At 67.8% G+C, this 14,684-nt stretch carries 17 protein-coding genes, 1 tRNA gene and 2 pseudogenes; 6 read left to right on the top strand and 14 right to left on the bottom strand.

Annotated elements, in window-relative coordinates:
• Positions 1-36 precede the first annotated feature (36 nt).
• The 3 genes from ACTWPT_RS00100 (at position 37) to ACTWPT_RS00090 (ending at position 2,418) form a co-directional block, all read left to right on the top strand.
• A complete protein-coding gene (locus ACTWPT_RS00100) occupies positions 37-390 on the top strand; it encodes a hypothetical protein (RefSeq protein WP_443175114.1) in 354 nt (117 codons plus the stop codon).
• A gap of 12 nt (positions 391-402) precedes the next feature.
• Complete coding sequence (locus ACTWPT_RS00095; RefSeq protein ID WP_443175113.1) at positions 403-1,239, top strand: universal stress protein; 837 nt, start codon at positions 403-405, stop codon at positions 1,237-1,239.
• Between the two features lie 123 nt (positions 1,240-1,362).
• A complete protein-coding gene (locus ACTWPT_RS00090; protein ID WP_443175112.1) occupies positions 1,363-2,418 on the top strand; it encodes a cellulose binding domain-containing protein in 1,056 nt (351 codons plus the stop codon).
• Positions 2,419-2,444: 26 nt separating this feature from the next.
• Here ACTWPT_RS00090 and ACTWPT_RS00085 read toward each other — a convergent pair whose 3' ends face one another.
• The 3 genes from ACTWPT_RS00085 to ACTWPT_RS00075 form a co-directional block, all read right to left on the bottom strand.
• Positions 2,445-3,110, bottom strand: a complete 666-nt coding sequence (locus ACTWPT_RS00085; RefSeq protein ID WP_443175111.1) for an AIM24 family protein — start codon at positions 3,108-3,110, stop codon at positions 2,445-2,447.
• A gap of 48 nt (positions 3,111-3,158) precedes the next feature.
• On the bottom strand, positions 3,159-3,725 hold the full coding sequence (locus ACTWPT_RS00080; protein WP_443175110.1) for a tetratricopeptide repeat protein: 567 nt from the start codon (positions 3,723-3,725) through the stop codon (positions 3,159-3,161).
• A gap of 85 nt (positions 3,726-3,810) precedes the next feature.
• The gene (locus ACTWPT_RS00075; RefSeq protein WP_443175109.1) at positions 3,811-4,197 is read right to left on the bottom strand and encodes a response regulator transcription factor; all 387 of its coding nucleotides are present in this window, start codon (positions 4,195-4,197) and stop codon (positions 3,811-3,813) included.
• Between the two features lie 116 nt (positions 4,198-4,313).
• Between ACTWPT_RS00075 and ACTWPT_RS00070 the strand changes: the two genes are divergently transcribed.
• Positions 4,314-4,385: transfer RNA gene (locus ACTWPT_RS00070), tRNA-Arg, on the top strand.
• A 275-nt stretch (positions 4,386-4,660) separates the two neighbouring features.
• On the opposite strand, the gene ACTWPT_RS00065 is transcribed toward ACTWPT_RS00070, so the two are convergent.
• The 7 genes and pseudogenes from ACTWPT_RS00065 to ACTWPT_RS00035 form a co-directional block, all read right to left on the bottom strand.
• A complete protein-coding gene (locus ACTWPT_RS00065; RefSeq protein ID WP_443175108.1) occupies positions 4,661-4,972 on the bottom strand; it encodes an anthrone oxygenase family protein in 312 nt (103 codons plus the stop codon).
• Between the two features lie 394 nt (positions 4,973-5,366).
• A complete protein-coding gene (locus tag ACTWPT_RS00060; protein WP_443175107.1) occupies positions 5,367-6,683 on the bottom strand; it encodes an MFS transporter in 1,317 nt (438 codons plus the stop codon).
• Between the two features lie 290 nt (positions 6,684-6,973).
• Entirely contained in the window at positions 6,974-8,632 is a 1,659-nt protein-coding gene (locus ACTWPT_RS00055; RefSeq protein ID WP_443175106.1) for a tannase/feruloyl esterase family alpha/beta hydrolase, read from the bottom strand.
• 75 nt (positions 8,633-8,707) lie between these two features.
• A complete protein-coding gene (locus ACTWPT_RS00050) occupies positions 8,708-9,361 on the bottom strand; it encodes a TetR family transcriptional regulator (RefSeq protein ID WP_443175105.1) in 654 nt (217 codons plus the stop codon).
• Between the two features lie 125 nt (positions 9,362-9,486).
• Positions 9,487-9,747 carry a putative glycolipid-binding domain-containing protein gene (locus tag ACTWPT_RS00045; protein WP_443175104.1) on the bottom strand — a complete coding sequence of 87 codons (261 nt, stop codon included), beginning with the start codon at positions 9,745-9,747 and terminating at the stop codon, positions 9,487-9,489.
• 57 nt (positions 9,748-9,804) lie between these two features.
• Entirely contained in the window at positions 9,805-10,011 is a 207-nt protein-coding gene (locus tag ACTWPT_RS00040) for a helix-turn-helix domain-containing protein (RefSeq protein WP_443175529.1), read from the bottom strand.
• A gap of 83 nt (positions 10,012-10,094) precedes the next feature.
• Positions 10,095-10,592: pseudogene (locus tag ACTWPT_RS00035) on the bottom strand (carboxylesterase family protein); the annotation flags it as partial.
• 228 nt (positions 10,593-10,820) lie between these two features.
• Between ACTWPT_RS00035 and ACTWPT_RS00030 the strand changes: the two are divergent.
• Positions 10,821-11,966, top strand: a complete 1,146-nt coding sequence (locus tag ACTWPT_RS00030) for a DUF418 domain-containing protein (protein WP_443175103.1) — start codon at positions 10,821-10,823, stop codon at positions 11,964-11,966.
• Positions 11,966-12,100, top strand: coding sequence for a hypothetical protein (locus tag ACTWPT_RS00025; RefSeq protein ID WP_443175102.1), 135 nt, complete (start codon positions 11,966-11,968; stop codon positions 12,098-12,100). The genes ACTWPT_RS00030 and ACTWPT_RS00025 overlap by 1 nt, the downstream gene beginning before the upstream one ends.
• Here ACTWPT_RS00025 and ACTWPT_RS00020 read toward each other — a convergent pair whose 3' ends face one another.
• From ACTWPT_RS00020 to ACTWPT_RS00005, 4 genes and pseudogenes are all read right to left on the bottom strand, one after another.
• Positions 12,101-12,418 (bottom strand): hypothetical protein, encoded by a 318-nt coding sequence (locus tag ACTWPT_RS00020; RefSeq protein ID WP_192773063.1) that lies wholly within the window; start codon positions 12,416-12,418, stop codon positions 12,101-12,103. It abuts the gene before it with no gap.
• Positions 12,419-12,728: 310 nt separating this feature from the next.
• Positions 12,729-13,049 (bottom strand): transposase, encoded by a 321-nt coding sequence (locus tag ACTWPT_RS00015; protein ID WP_443175101.1) that lies wholly within the window; start codon positions 13,047-13,049, stop codon positions 12,729-12,731.
• Positions 13,050-14,138, bottom strand: coding sequence for an IS110 family transposase (locus ACTWPT_RS00010; protein ID WP_443175100.1), 1,089 nt, complete (start codon positions 14,136-14,138; stop codon positions 13,050-13,052).
• A 195-nt stretch (positions 14,139-14,333) separates the two neighbouring features.
• Positions 14,334-14,684: pseudogene (locus ACTWPT_RS00005) on the bottom strand (IS110 family transposase); the annotation flags it as partial.

Genomic DNA, 14,684 nt, shown 5'->3' with positions numbered 1-14,684 from the left:
AGCGCCCTGGGCGGTACGTCCCCATCAGGGGAAACCATGATGAAGATAGCCGCTGTCGCAGGACTCGTGGTGGTGGCCGCGTTGGGAGGGACCACCGCCGCTGGGGACGGCATGGAGCAGCACGAAGTCAGCCAGGAGCAGTACGACACCTTGATGGGCCAATGCCGCTACGCCAATACGGCGCGGGCGCGGACGCAGTGCCGCGCGGACGTCAAGGCCATGTACCGAGTCGGAGAAACCGACCCCACGCTCGACTGCCGCACGTACTCCGGCGTGTCCGTCTGCGGCACGCTGAAGCTCAGCAGGGCCGAGCGCCAGTGCACCAAGGACTCCACGGACCAAGGGCTGCCGTTCCGCCGGGCAGAGGTGGAGTGCTACGCGCTTACCTGAAAGGCGGTCGTTGTGATCATCGTTGGGGTGGACGGCTCACGCACCGGCCTGGAGGCCGCCGCGTGGGCCGCCGCCGAGGCCGCACTTCGCCGCACGTCGCTCGTCGTGGCCCACGCCGTGCCGAAGTGGGTGTGCGAGGAGACACCCGGCGGCCACTACGCCGAGGTCAGGCGGTGGATGCGCGAGGGCGCCACCACGGTGCTCGCGGCAGCCGAGGACCGGGTCCGTCGCGAGCATCCGTCGGTGGAGGTGGCCACCGAGCTGCTGCCCGGCGATCCACGTACCGCGTTGATCCATGCTTGCGAAGGCGCCGAGCTGCTGGTCGTGGGCAGCCGGGGCATCGGCGGCGTACGCGGGCTGCTGGTCGGGTCCGTCGCGCACGGAGTGGCCGCGCACGCTGGCACGAATGTGGTCCTCGTCCGCGAGCCGCCCCGGCCGCCACGCCGGGAGATCGTGGCCGGGGTGGACGGCTCGCCAGGCGGGCTGCGGGCGCTCGACTTCGCCCTCGCCGAGGCCGAGTTGCACAGTGCGCGACTGCGTGCCGTACAGGCGTGGGCCTGGCCGCACCCGAGCGGCTTCGAACCGGCCGACCCCAACGGCGAGCAGGACGCCCTCCGGGCGCTGCAGGAGCTGACAGCCCACGGCCGGTCGCGGCATCCAGGGGTGGAGGTAGTGGCCGAGGTCGTCCACGGGCACCCCGTCGAGGTGCTCAAGGAAGCGGCGGCCCAGGCCGACCTGCTGGTGGTGGGGTCGCGCGGGCACGGGCAACTGGCTGGGATGATCATGGGATCGATCAGCCTGGCCCTGCTCCACCACGCGCCGTGCCCGCTCGCCATCGTCCGCCCCTGAGCTGAAAGTTACATCCCCGATCACGCATCGCCGCAGGTCGCGCCCCTCTGCCCGGGCCGCCGCCTTCCCGTCTCCGAGCCGCGCTCCTACGATCTGCGCCAGGCGACGACGGGAGTACGGGCGATGCGGAAGACCTGGGCGTTACTGGCGGCGTTACTGGCGATGGCCGGCGCGGTGATGTTCTTGACGACCACTCCGGCGAGCGCCGCCGCCATCAGGGTCATGCCCCTGGGCGACTCGATCACCGGCTCCCCCGGCTGCTGGCGGGCCCTGCTCTGGAACAAGCTCCAGAGCACCGGCTACACGGACATCGACTTCGTCGGCACCCTCCCGGCGCAGGGCTGCTCGGTCCCGTACGACGGCGACAACGAGGGCCACGGCGGATTCCTGGCCACGAATGTCGCCAACCAGAACCAGCTACCCGGCTGGCTCGCCGCGACCAGGCCCGACATCGTCATGATGCACTTCGGCACCAACGACGTGTGGAGCAACATCCCGCCCGCGACGATCCTCAGCGCCTACACCACGCTGGTGAACCAGATGCGGGCCAGCAACCCCACCATGAAGATCCTCGTGGCAAAGATCATCCCAATGAACCCGTCGACCTGCGCCGAATGCGCCCAGCGCGCCGTGAACCTGAACAACGCCATCCCCGGCTGGGCCGCCACCACCTCCACCCAGCAGTCGCCTATCACGGTCGTGGACCAATGGACGGGGTTCAGCACCAGCACGGACACGTACGACGGGGTGCACCCGAACGCGGCGGGCGACCAGAAGATCTCCGACAAGTGGTACCCGGCCCTGGTGAACGCTCTGTCCGGCGTTACCCCATCGCCCTCCGTCACCCCCACCGTGACGCCCACCGTCACCCCCACCGGTGGTGGCGGATGCACGGCCACGTACAAGAACGCCGGTCAGTGGCAGGGCGGCTTCCAGGGCGAGGTCACCGTCAAGAACACCGGCACCACGCCGATGAGCGGGTGGACGGTGCGGTGGACGTTCGCCAACGGGCAGCAGATCAGCCAGATCTGGAACGGCACGCTGAGCGCGGGCGGCGCGGAGGTGACGGTGCGTAACGTGAGCTGGAACGGCTCCCTGGCACCCGGGGCCACGGCCACGTTCGGCTTCCTGGCCTCCTGGAACGGCACCAACACCGCCCCCACCCCGACCTGCGCCTAGAAGCCGCCACCAGCCGACCGGCAGCATCAAGAAGTGGTCACTATGGGGGCACCTTCGCTGGCCTGCACCAGCACGAAGCCCTGCCCCCTGAACGCCAGCTGCATGGCCTCCCCGCTCCCCCGCCCGATCAACGCTCCCACCTTCATCGTCCGGTTGACCCCGACCTGAAGCCCCGTGCTCCAGCAAACCGCCGACTGCCCATCGGCGAACGTCGGCATGCGGGCGACGTCGAGCAGCACCGGTGTCCCGTGCGTGGTCACCGCCACCCACCCGGTCCCCGTGACCGTCGTGTTGAACAGCCCACCCGCAGCCACCCCAGCCCCTTGCACCCGCTGGATGTCCCAAGTGAGCTGCGGCTGAAACGCCAGCAGATTCCGCCCGTTGACGGTCAGCCCTTCGTTCTCCAGGTAGAACAGGTGAATGTCGTCGGCATTGTCGGCCAGGTAGAGCAGCCCCTCACCGCGGACCCGCATGAGTGAGGCGCCCTCACCGGTGACGGCCTTCTTGAACAGCTTGCCAAGCCCTCCGGCGCCCTCGTAATCGAAGTCCATCTGCCCCTGAAAGGCGACCATCGAGCCTTGTTTGGCGAGCACCTCATGAGGCAACTGGACCCGCAACATCTTCTTGTTCTCCAGCGCGAACCCGCCGGGCAGCGGCTGGCCGTCGAGATTGCCGAAAATCGAGCTACGCACGATTCAACCCTTCGAACGGGAATGTTGCCGCCAGCGTACGGAAGAGCCCTACACCCGCGCACGCGCCTCTTCGACCAAGCGCAGAACCACTGTGGCACCACTGGCCTCGGCAACCGTATAGGCCTCGTCGAGCAGCCGCACCGCCTCATCCCGCAGGCCACCGTCCATGGCGACGTACGCCAACCCCACAAGATTGGCCGCCACCCCCGGCAGGAACCCCACCTCCCGCCGCAGCCGAACGGACTCCTCAAGCTTCTCCCGAGCCGCCTCCAGCCGCCCCGCGACGTGCTCGGCGATGCCGAGATGGCGAAGCACGTACGAGACCGTCAACCGATCCCCGGCCCGCCCCGCAAGCTCCAGTGCCCGCTCCAGAACCGGCACCGCAGCCCCATGATCGCCCCGAACGACTTGATGAAAGATCGCCACCCAGAAGCGCGCCTCCCCCTCACCCCGCACATCCCCGACCGCCTGGTAGAGCTCCGCCGCCCGCTCGAACAACACCAGCTCCTCGGCATCCTCCCCTTGACCACCGAGGAACCGCGCGTGTGCGACCCGCCCACGGGCCAACGAGAGATCGGCCTCAACGGCGTTCAACTCCCGCTCGGCAACCTCCAACCCACCAAGATCGCCGGCAAAGACCGCCTGCTCATAGAACCACCGAGCCCGCTCAACCCACTCATCCCCAGCCACCCCGCCCCCTTCACCCTTGAGCGTCCGCCGCGAGATCCCGCACAACTTGAATCAACTCCGCCGGATCAAAGGGTTTCGTCAGATAGGCGTCAACCCCGATACCCCATCCCCGGCGCTTGTCGTCATCCTGCGCCCGCGCCGTGATCAACACGACCTTGATATGACTGGTGTCCTCGTCCGTACGCAGCTTCTCCGCCGTAGCCCACCCATCCAGGTACGGCATCATCACATCCAGCGTGATGACGTCGGGCATGACGTCCCGCACGCGATCAAGGCAATCCTGCCCATCCGTGGCGGTGACCACCTCGAACCCCTCCAGGTTCAGGTTGACTGCGATGAGCTGACGGATGACCTCGTCATCGTCCACGACCAGTACTTTGCCAAGAACCTCACCCACGGGCGCAAAGTTAACCGGTAGCGGACCCGTCACGTGGGGTTTTCACGGGATGTGTTCGACGAGCGTTATCCGGTGCAGAGTAGTGCGTAGATGCTGGTAGCCTTAGCACTCGTTGAGCCCCCTTAGCTCAGGGGATAGAGCACCGGCCTCCGGAGCCGGGTGCGTAGGTTCGAATCCTACAGGGGGCACTCGATCTTGAGCAGTGGTTCTGGCCGCTGACCAGGGCAAATATCGCAGGAACGGGCGGGCCTCCAACCTCACGGAGTCCCGCCCGTTCTCGTTGGCGCTCGCCAGTTGTGGACCATGATCGAGCTTCCATCTGAGCCTCGAGCGGCGAGACGGCTCCATGTCACCTGTGCTTCGTGGGATGCGATTGAGATCGGCGCGGGTGCACGCCCGGCTCAAGCGGAGGATCCCGACGGCAATGCCCGAGCCGTCGGCCGCGCTGATGACCTTCGGTCCGTTATCGCTCGGCTCGCCCTGTGGATCCGCGCAGGACGAGCGCCCAGATGAGGGAGCCGAAGGCCGCTGTCGCGGCAAGAGTCCTGACGATGTCCCAGGCAACCCAGGGGGTCACGAAGTCGTCGCGTACAGCGGCCAGGTTCTGGATATGGGAGGGGTCACCCGCATCCCTCAGCTCGTAGTTGAGGGGGACGTGAACTGTGATGGTGATCAGGAGCGTCAACGCATAGAAAACGAGTCCGGCGACGATCCAGCCGGTGACCTTGGTCGAGCGGGCACGGCGCGCCTGCACCAAAGCGACCGCGGCGAGCACCGGAGCACCAGGAAGATGAGGAAGAAGGCCGGATTCTCGATCTTGACGATCGTCTGTTGCATCGCATCGACGAGGGTCCGGTTGTCGGCCGCGGTCAGACCCGGCATGACGGCGATCGTGAAGGCGCACAGGAGGCCCGCGGACATCCCCATAGCGAGCACGGCCGTGCCCAGCTCGAAGCCCGCGTTTCGGTCCTTTCATCCTCGGTGTCCGTTGGCGGGGTTTGCAGGTGGTGTCGCCGGCCATCGTGGCCTCCTTTCGGCCCGCCAGAGCCGGTGTGGGTGTATGGACCGGGAGTGCAGCGCGTCCAGGCTCGTGCGCAGATCAAGGACGGTCTATGGTCAGCCGATCGTTCGGAGGTGAGGTTCCACCGCCGCGCAGGGCGAGGCGGCGTTCACCGATCGGGGTGCGGCAGATCGTCCTGCGTGACGCTCCGGGTTTCGGTGTCGTCCGGATCCGAGCCGGCAGTGTGCTTGCGCAGCACTCCTGGCAACGCCAATGCGACAAGCATGGTGGTCAGCAGGCCACCGCCACCCGCGATGAGAAGCGTTGTCGGTGCGGAGGTGGCGTCCAGCAGGAACCCGCCCGCTATATATGACAGCGCGGCGGCTACTCCGATTGCTCCATAGAGGTTCCCGAAGACCCTGCCGAGCATCCCTTGAGGGACCAGGCGCTGCAGCATGGTGTTGGTGGCCACGTCCATCGCCGCGATACCGAACCCGCGGATGAACTGGGTCATGAACGCGGCGGCGACGGCCCAGGCCAGCCCGGTGAGGAGGTTGCCGGCGCTGTTCACCGCGAAGCCGGCGACCAGCAGAGTCACCAGCGACATTCGAGCGCTGTAACGGGCCGTCAGCGCGTACCCGAAGAGCAGTCCGATGCCCACGGCGCCCAGGAGCAGGCCGACCGCCGACTCGCCGGCCGCGAATGATTCGGTGGCCAGAAGCACCAAGGCGACGTCGTCCACACCGTTGAAGGCCACGATGGCGCAGAAACCCAGGGCGATGACCCGGACCACCTTGGCTGACCTGATGTAGCCGAGCCCGGACTTCGCCTCCCCCAGGAGCGAGGCTTTCGCTCCTGCCGGGGAGGGTGCCGGGGGAAGTGACCGCAGCCTGATCAGTACCGCGCCCGCAAGCAGGAAGGAGACTGCGTCGACCAGGAGCACGCCCCGTATTCCGACGAAGGGAAACAGGGCGGCCGCGGCCAGCGGCCCGAGAGCCTCGGCCGAGTTGGTGCCGAACCCCAGCGTGGCGTTGGCGGTCGCCAGGTCCTTGTCCCGGACCAGTCCCGGTATCGCCGCGCGTGAGGCCGGCAGAAACACCTGTCCCGCAATCGCGCGCAGCCCGACCAGCACCAGCAGCAGGGGGAGCGGCGGCAACCAGAGAGCGATGAGCAGGAGCACCATCCCCTGCGCCAGCTCACATGCGATCATCACCCGCTTGAGATCGAAACGGTCACTGATCGCGCCGGCGATCGGACTGAGAAGCGAGGGAACAAAATCGCCGACGAGCAGCAGCAGTGAGACCGCGATCGCTTGCCCCGTGGTGCCGGCGACGTGCAGCATCAGCGCGACCAGGCTGAGCGCGTCACCGCCCACCGAGACGACTCGTGCCGACCACAGCGAGCGGAATCCCGCGCTGTGGCGTAGCAACTGTAACCCGCTCGCCCTTCTTGGTTCGGTATCCGTGCTTCCGTCGGAGACTGACATGGTCTCGTTCTCCTCGGCTTAGAGGCGCTGTGCAAAGTGCGATCGCGGCGTGACTCTGCGACCTTGAAATGTACGGGTCCCGCCACGGGCTGCCGTGGTAGTCGACCATGTGGCAACGGTCCCGTGGCAGGGACCAACACCGAGCGGATGGTCCAGCGATTGCGGCACTCACCGTGTAGGGTCCGGGCGGGCAACGCAAGGCAGATGGACTTCAGCTGGGCTGCCTCCGAGGGAAGTGCCCGCCGGCATGGGAGATTGCACCGGGCCACACCAAGACGGAGACGCCCAGACTAGGGCGCCACGGGTCCGGGCAGCTCGTGCAGGTGGCTGCCGATCCAGCGGATGGCGTCCGGCGACGGACGCCGCGGTGGTGCGGGCACGAAGTTGGCCGCATGGTCGATGCTGCCGGTGCCGTCGTAGGAGGTCACCAGCGGATAGGGGAAAACCGGTCGTGACCGGGAGACTGCGCCCTGCGCGTCCCTGCCCACGGCGATAACCCGGTCGGGCGCCGCGCCGCGTTCGACCCAGGCGACCAGCTCACGGAGCGGGTCGAACTCGCTCAGCCGGTAGCCGCCGCCGCAGTGCGACATCGTGGGCACCATGAACAACCGCGCCCACCGCTGAGTTTCGCGCAGGCCACCGTTGCGTTCGGACAGCCGCTGGTAGTAGTCCACCGTCGCGGTGGCCGGCAGCTGAGGATCGGCCCAGCCGTGCCACAAGATGAGCTTGCCTCCGGCCCGGCGGAACGCGCGGAGATCGAGGCTCATGGCGTTGCCCTTGACGCCTTCGGCGGTCAGCCGGTGGAACTCGGCCGCGGTGAAGGAGGCTTCGGCCAGCGAGGAGTGCGGGGTGCCGATCGGGAATCCGACATACTTGAGGTAGTTGTCCCCCAGCCACGCCGCGAACGAGCGGTTGCCCAGACCGGCAGAAGGCGTGATTATCCCGTCCCAGCCGAGTTCGGAGCCGTGAGTTTGCCAGCCGGGGTACAGCCGGCGCCCGTTCGGGTCCCTCGGCCCTGCGTACAAGGCGCGGGCGACCGCGACCTGACGCGGCGTCAGGCAGTGCGGCTGATCGGTGCCGGCCGGGCACTGTACCTTCACCGGGTCGAACCGGCAGGCGCGTGGATCATCGATCTGTCCATCGGCCAGTCCATCACGCCGATCGCAGGCCGCCACCACGGCCTTGTGCAAGGCGGGCAGCTTGTCGCTTGTGATGATCGGCTCACCGTTGGCGGCGGTGTTCGTCCGGGCCAGCCAGGGCGCGTAGATGCCGAACAGCGGGCCCATGGCGTGGGCCGGCGCGCCGGCGATGATGCCGTCGAAGTCATGAGGATAGCGCTGGGCCAGCAGCAGTCCCTCCCGCCCGCCGTTGGAACAACTGCTGAAGTAGGACCGCGTCGGCGGCACCCCGTAGAACTCGGTGATGATGCGCTTGGCCGCCACCGACAGCACATGCGGCGCGCGATAGAAGTAGTCGTTCCGGGCCGCCTGGTTGTTCGCCGCCCACTGTTCCTCCAGCCCGCGCGACACATGACCGTCGTTAGTGGCTCCGATGGCGACGTCCCCGCCGAGATCGCCCCCGCAGTCGGGAAACGGCAGCTCCGAGATCCGCCCGCAGAATCCGCCGCAGCCATGCTGCAAGTAACGGCCCGTGAACGTCTCCAGCGGTAGCCTGAGCCGGAAGGTCACCGCGGGTTCGATGTGGCCCTGCACGTCGCAGTAGGCCGGCTCGCTCTGGTCGTTCACCTTGACCTCCTCGGCGCTCGTGACATGGGTCGTCGCGCCGGGCAGATCGAAACGCTGCTCCAGTTCGTCGCCGCACTCACGTACCGGTTCGATCATCGGACCGGGCGCGGAGACGGCGACGGCAGGGATGGGTGTGCCCAATACCGCGATGAGCAATGCCGTGGTCGTTGCTGCCAGGAATCTGGGTAAGGCGTGCGGATTCATGGTGGCGTCTCCATTTCCAGGGACAGGTAACTACGGACAGGTAAGGGGTGCTTGTTCGTGTGCGGGGCCGAACGTTCAGTTCTGGGGCGGGACCTGGGCCGGGGCGTATTCGGCCAGGCCGCGTTCCAGGAGGGCGCAGGCCCGCGTGCAGAGGGTCCGGATGTCGGTGCCGAGCCGGGCGGTCCGGTCGTCGGCGATGCGGCGGCGCGCGTGGTCGGTCAGGGTGCGGTGCACTCCCATCAGCGCGTTCGCCGCTACCTGAGGACCGGGATCGTCTTCCGTCGCCCCGGTCTCCGTCGCCAGGAGCCGCGCCAGGGAGTCGGTGTGCTGTTTGATCGCCTGCTGCTCGCGCGCCTGCAGCGCGGCGCTGCCGGCGATCACGCGGGCGACCGTCCGCGCCGCCTCCACAGCGGCCTCGTCTCCGGCTTCCACCTGGTCGAGCAGGCCGTTGGCGTTGAGCAGAAAGCGTTGGAAGGCCACGAGCACAGGCTCTCCGGGAGGCCGCCCGGCGATCGCTTCGATCAACCGTGTGCCGAAGGCGTCGAACGGCGCGTAGAACAGATCCTCCTTGGTCGGGAAGTAGTTGAAGACGGTCGCCTTGGCGACCCGTGCCTCACGGGCGACCTCGGCGACGGTGACGCCATCGAATCCCTGCTCGGCGAACAGGCGCCACGCCGTGTCGGCGATGAGCTGCCTGGTCTGCTCCTTCTTCATCTCGCGCAGTGACATTCTGCCTCCCGTACCTAGACTAAGACCAAGTTCAGTCCAAGTCTATATTTAGACCTGGGCTAGTTTTATGTGGCATCCGTCCAGGCCGGCGGTTGCGGTCGCGCCCCCCGGGCCCGGGCGCCGGATCAGTCCTCGGCCTGCGTGCCTTCCAGCGCCGGCTTGGTCGGGAGGTGAATATGGGCACGTAGGGCCCGCGGCAAGATGACGGCCACCAGCAAGGTGAACGCCAGGCCACCGTTCCCACAACCATCAGCGTGGCGCTGCGGGTCCGATGAAACCTGTAGCGACGAAGCGCCAACATAGGCGGTGACGACCTCGGCGGCATCACCGATCGCGAGGTTCAGCCGACGTATCGGAAGGGTGTCGGTGAAGGGGACTGAACGCAAGATCGATGTCCACAATGCCGAGTCGTAGCCGCTCGACGCAGCCGCGCCAGACATAGGTCACGCGGATCGGCCCCCTTCTCGCCCCGAGACGGCCGCCTCACTCTGTCGCCAGACGACTGCTCCGTCGTCGAATGAGCGCGGAATCCGACGGACCGTGCCGGGAGTGACGCCGACGACGCGCTTGAATGCACGACTGAACGCCGCTTCGGATTCGTAGCCCAGGCTGGTGGCGAGCTCAGCGACCGCGACATCATCGTTCTGCAGCCAGTCCAGTCCACCGCACGAATGCCGGACGCTCCCGGGGCGAGCGACTGGATGTCGTCCCGTCCGCCCCGAGCGGCCGGCCAGGAAGGCATCCCGCGCCCGTTGGGATCGCCGTTGCGCGCGAACCGGCTCCAGTAGCCGACCATCGCGTCGGACAGCCGCGACTGGGCCGCCGACAACTTCCGGCTGGCGAAGTAGTCGGCTTCGAAGAGATACTGCAGCTCGGAGGCGTGGAACGCGCCGGTGGGGAAGCTCGGCGCGACGGGAGTGCTGCTCACCCACGGGGCCCGCCGGTCCGCGAACTCGTAGGCATAGGTCGGCACGTGAGCAGCGAGCAGGCGGTTCGTCGCGTCGCCGGACTCGCCCAGAGGTGGTCGGTCATGACGGACTTCATGGCGGCACCCGCGCGGCTCGTACCGGCCTCGCCGTCCTTCTTCAGAGGGTAGCGGGCCAGCACCTCGGCCGCCTTGTCTTCCGTAGAAGGCGTTGATCTCCCTGACGAACCCCTCGTCGGTGAGCGGTGGCGCGCCCGCCACCTCCTGGCTGAAGCTGACATGCTCGTCGCGCGTGATGCCGTGCATCACCGGCACCCGGTTGAACCGTCCTTCGGCGAAGGCGTTCGCCGGGTCGCGCGGCAGCAGCGGGCCGCCGATCACCGGCGCGAACTCGTTCTGGCTGTGGGCCAGCAGCTCCGCCGTCGTCCTCGCCCGCAGGCACGCCTTCCGCCAGAGAGATGCCCTGCTTTGGTCGGGCTCTTTCGAGACCAAGGTTCGATGCGGGGGCGGGCACGTCGTTCGTAGCTTCGGTACATGACGGAACTCCGCACACCACCCGCCAGCCGTGTCCACGAGGTCGACGTGCTCCGCGGGTTCGCGCTGGCGGGCATCCTCGTCGCGAACATCGGCTTCTTCGCCGACCCCGGCTACGCCATGGCGGGCAACATGCCCATGCCCGAGGGGCCCGTGGCCATGGCCATCACCGCCTTCGTCCTGACGAAGTTCTACATCATCTTCTCGTTCCTGTTCGGCTACTCGTTCACGCTGCAGATGCGCTCGGCGGAGCGGGCAGGGGCGAGCGTGAAGGCCAGGACCCTGCGCAGGTGCCTGGGCCTATTCGTGATCGGCCTGCTCCACGGGATCCTGCTGTGGGTCGGCGACATTCTCACCCTGTACGCCGTGCTGGGCCTGATCCTGCTCTCGCTGCGCAACCTCAGGCCCAAGACCGCCGTCGTCATCGGATCGGTCATCATCGGCGTGCTGACTCTGCTGTGGTCGGCGCTGGCGTGGCTGACCACGCTGGACCCCACCGCGGGGCAGCCGGCGGCGGATCCCGCCGTGGCGGCGAGGGCGCTGGACCTGGCCACCGGCGGGCCGCTCGACTTCCTGTCCCTGCAACTGGAACTCTATCCGCCGCTCGTGACGATGATCTGGCTCTTCCAGGGGCCGACGGCGCTGGCCATGTTCCTGTTCGGGCTGGCGGCGGGCAAGTCCAGGCTGCTGGAGGAACCCGAGCGGTGGTCGCGGCTGCTGCCCCGAATTCAGTGGGTGGGATTCGGAGTCGGCATTCCGGGCGGAATCCTGTTCGCCTGGACGTCCGGTGCCTCGGGCCCGGAGGAGGTGGCGGGTGTTTCGGTGAACACCCTCACCTCGATCCTGCTGGCCGCCGCCTACGTGGCGACCCTGCTTCGGGTGATCAGGCGCTTCCCCGCCGCAGGCCGCGCGCTGGCGCCTGCGGGGCGAGTGGCGGCGTCCAACTACGTGGGGCAATCCGTGCTGGCGTGCCTGGTCTTCACCGGGTACGGCCTGGCGCTGGCGGGCAAGCTGTCGCCGATCGCCGTGATGGGCGTGGCCCTCGTGATCTACACGGTCCTGCTGTGGCTTAGCGCGCTCTGGTTGCGGAACCACCGTTACGGGCCTGTGGAGCACGTCCTGCGCCGCATCACCAACTGGACCTAGTGCCGCGTCAGGCCACGTTTGCCCAGCGGCGAGACGTCGCAGAACGCACGCACCGCAATCAGGCGTGCTACGCCGTGCTCCGCGTCCTGCCCGACTCGGGCACCCACCGCCACACCGTCGTCGTGGCCTACTGATCAGCGTGGGCGGCTGAGGGCGGCCTCGGCCAGATCCGTCCATTTCTCGGCCGAGGAGTGCGGCACGACCACCCAGTCCTTTATCGCCCTGCCCTGCCCCGAGGGGTCGAACAGGGACGCCCCGGCCAGCTGGAGCGCGGCTGTGTGTTCGGGGGTGTCCCTGACCAGCCGGAACACCATCGCGCCGTCGCGCTGCAGGCTCGCGAACACCTTCCCCGCCTGATCTTTGAGCGCGGGACTCCCCATCATCCTGGAGATCCGTACACCCAGGTCGGCCAGCTCGGCGCCGACCTGCTTGAAATCCTCTTCCGCGCTCATCGTCAGTCCGTCCCAAACTCCATGGCGGCGTGGTCGAGCAGCTCGTCGTGGTCGGGGCTCTTCCCGCGTGACGCGATCACCTCGGCCCCGCCTTCCGGCAGCACGGCGATCAGGATATGAACTGTAGCTGGCGCTCGCTATGCGAACCCGTGCTTGCCCGTAGAACCGCGGGCTTCTCTGGGCCGATCGGTTGCCACTGAAGGTAATCGGACGGTGATGTTCAGTCACAGCCGGGTGCCTGACTGGCGCCCGGTCCCCGCCCCCGATTGGTGTCCGCACCACCAGGACAGACATCCCTGGAGCCGGAATGTCAAGCGGCGAGGTCGTGTTGCCGGTGTGACCATGCGGTTGCTTGGTCGTAGTGGGTGTGGGTTTTGAGGCATCCGTGGAGGATGCCGACGAGCCGGTTGCCCACTTGGCGGAGGGCGGCGTTGTGGCTGACGTCGCGGGCTTTGAGCTGGTCGTAGTAGGCACGTACGGCCGGGTCGTGCAGGATGGCGGCGCCAGCTTGCAGGTGGAGGGCGTCGATGAGCCGGTCGTTGTGGATGAACCGGGCGTGGACGGTCTTGGACTTGCCGGATTGACGGGTGATCGGTGAGGTTCCGGCGTAGATGCCCCTATGGATTGTCAATCAGGCAGCCGCCGCTGTGGCTGGCGGCGGGTTCTTGATGATGGAGTAGATCTCCCGGGCGACGTAGCGTTTGAGGCAGCGGATCGCCTCGCGGCGGGTTTTGCCTCCTGCGATGCGACGGTCCAGGTAGTCGCGGGTTCGCTGGTCCCAGCGCAGGCGCGAGAGCACGATCCGGTGCAGGGCGCAGTTGCCCTGCCGGTCACCGCCGCGGTTGAGCCGGTGGCGTTGGTTCTTGCCGGAGGATGCCTCGACGGGACTCGCCCCGCACAGGGCAGCGAACGACGCCTCGCTGTGGAGCCGCTCGGGGTTGTCACCTGCGGTGATGAGCAAGGCCGCGGCGGTGTCCGGGCCGACTCCATAGGTGTCGAGCAGGGCCGGGTGATGGGCGGCAAGGACAGCAGTGAGCTGGGCCTCCAGGTCCGTGATCTCCTGGGTGAGCTGGTCGATGCGGCGGGCCAGGAGCCGCAGTGTGTAAGCAGCGGCATCGGCGGTGTCGGCCACCTGCGTGACCTGCAGTGCTGCGCAGTGGCGGATGAGCTTGGAGGTGCTGAGTCCCTTCAGCTCGTCCCGCAGTCGTGGGTCGGCCGACACCAGGACGGCCTTGAGTTGGTTGATGGCCTGGGACCGGGACTTCATGGCCGATGCCTTGGCGAGCTTGAACATGCGCAGCATCTCGACCGGCCCATCGCTGCTCTTGGCCACGGCGGTCGCGTGGCCGGCCAGCACAGCCCGGGCGGCCGCTTCGGCATCCAGCGCGTCGGTCTTGCCGCGGCGGCGGCGTGCGGCCTTGTCGGGCTGATTGACCTCCAGCACTGTGACGCCCGCGCTGCCCAGGTGACGGGCGACCGCGGCACCGTAGGATCCGGTGCACTCCACCCCGGCTCGCCGCACCGGCCCGAAGGTGTGCGCCCACTTCAGCATCGCCCGGTAGCCGGCCGCGGTGGTGGGGAAGGTCTTGCTTCCCAGCAGTACCCCCAAGACGGTGATGACCACTGCGACGTGGAAGTCCTTGTGGGTATCGACCCCCAGAATCACCTCCTCGCTGTCGGCAGTTTGGGTGGGGGACGCGGGCTGAGGGGTGTGGGACACGGGCTGCGGTCTCCTGATCGGCTCGGGAACGATCTTGGCCGTCGCCGGGCCGACAGGGTGGTCAGAACTGTGACGATGCTCAACGCGGCAAGGCCCCTATCGAGACACACCCGCCGGACCGGCGCCAGCAAGCACTGCCCCGGACCCGTGACCGACAGATCTACGCCAAGGCACCACGGCCAGTTCTTGCGCGGGTCAGGCCACGGCCCGGGACAGCACCCGTCGATCATCACAGTTCTTGCGGGCCTTGGCCGAGGCGTAGCGGTTGCGCGCGTCGCCGAACTCTGCGAGCACCCGGGCGCCGAGGATGACGCCGAGGCCGGGCTGGCTGAGCAGGATCTCAGCGTCCGGGTGCCGGCCAAAATATGCCTCGACCTGCCGTTCGAGGGTGTTGATCTGGGCGTTGAGGGTCTGCAGGACCGAGACGGTGGCCGAGACGGTGGCCGCGTAGGCCGAAGCCACCAGGTCGCTTTGCCCAAGGTGCTCGGTGCGCAGCTCGGCCTGGATCGCGGCGGCCTTGGCAGGCTTGTCGCGGTGGCCCTTGAG

Source organism: Nonomuraea sp. 3N208 (assembly GCF_052245935.1).
Taxonomy (GTDB): Bacteria; Actinomycetota; Actinomycetes; order Streptosporangiales; family Streptosporangiaceae; genus Nonomuraea.
The sequence above is the reverse complement of the archived record's forward strand: the minus strand, read 5'-3'. Positions and strand labels throughout refer to the sequence as shown.

Bases quoted from the DNA above. Each gene is read 5' to 3' on its own strand.
- ACTWPT_RS00060 (WP_443175107.1), bottom strand. From the start codon at position 6,683: ATGTCAGTCTCCGACGGAAGCACGGATACCGAACCAAGAAGGGCGAGC.
- ACTWPT_RS00090 (WP_443175112.1), top strand. From the start codon at position 1,363: ATGCGGAAGACCTGGGCGTTACTGGCGGCGTTACTGGCGATGGCCGGC.
- ACTWPT_RS00020 (WP_192773063.1), bottom strand. From the start codon at position 12,418: ATGAGCGCGGAAGAGGATTTCAAGCAGGTCGGCGCCGAGCTGGCCGAC.
- ACTWPT_RS00100 (WP_443175114.1), top strand. From the start codon at position 37: ATGATGAAGATAGCCGCTGTCGCAGGACTCGTGGTGGTGGCCGCGTTG.
- ACTWPT_RS00050 (WP_443175105.1), bottom strand. From the start codon at position 9,361: ATGTCACTGCGCGAGATGAAGAAGGAGCAGACCAGGCAGCTCATCGCC.
- ACTWPT_RS00030 (WP_443175103.1), top strand. From the start codon at position 10,821: ATGACGGAACTCCGCACACCACCCGCCAGCCGTGTCCACGAGGTCGAC.
- ACTWPT_RS00055 (WP_443175106.1), bottom strand. From the start codon at position 8,632: ATGAATCCGCACGCCTTACCCAGATTCCTGGCAGCAACGACCACGGCA.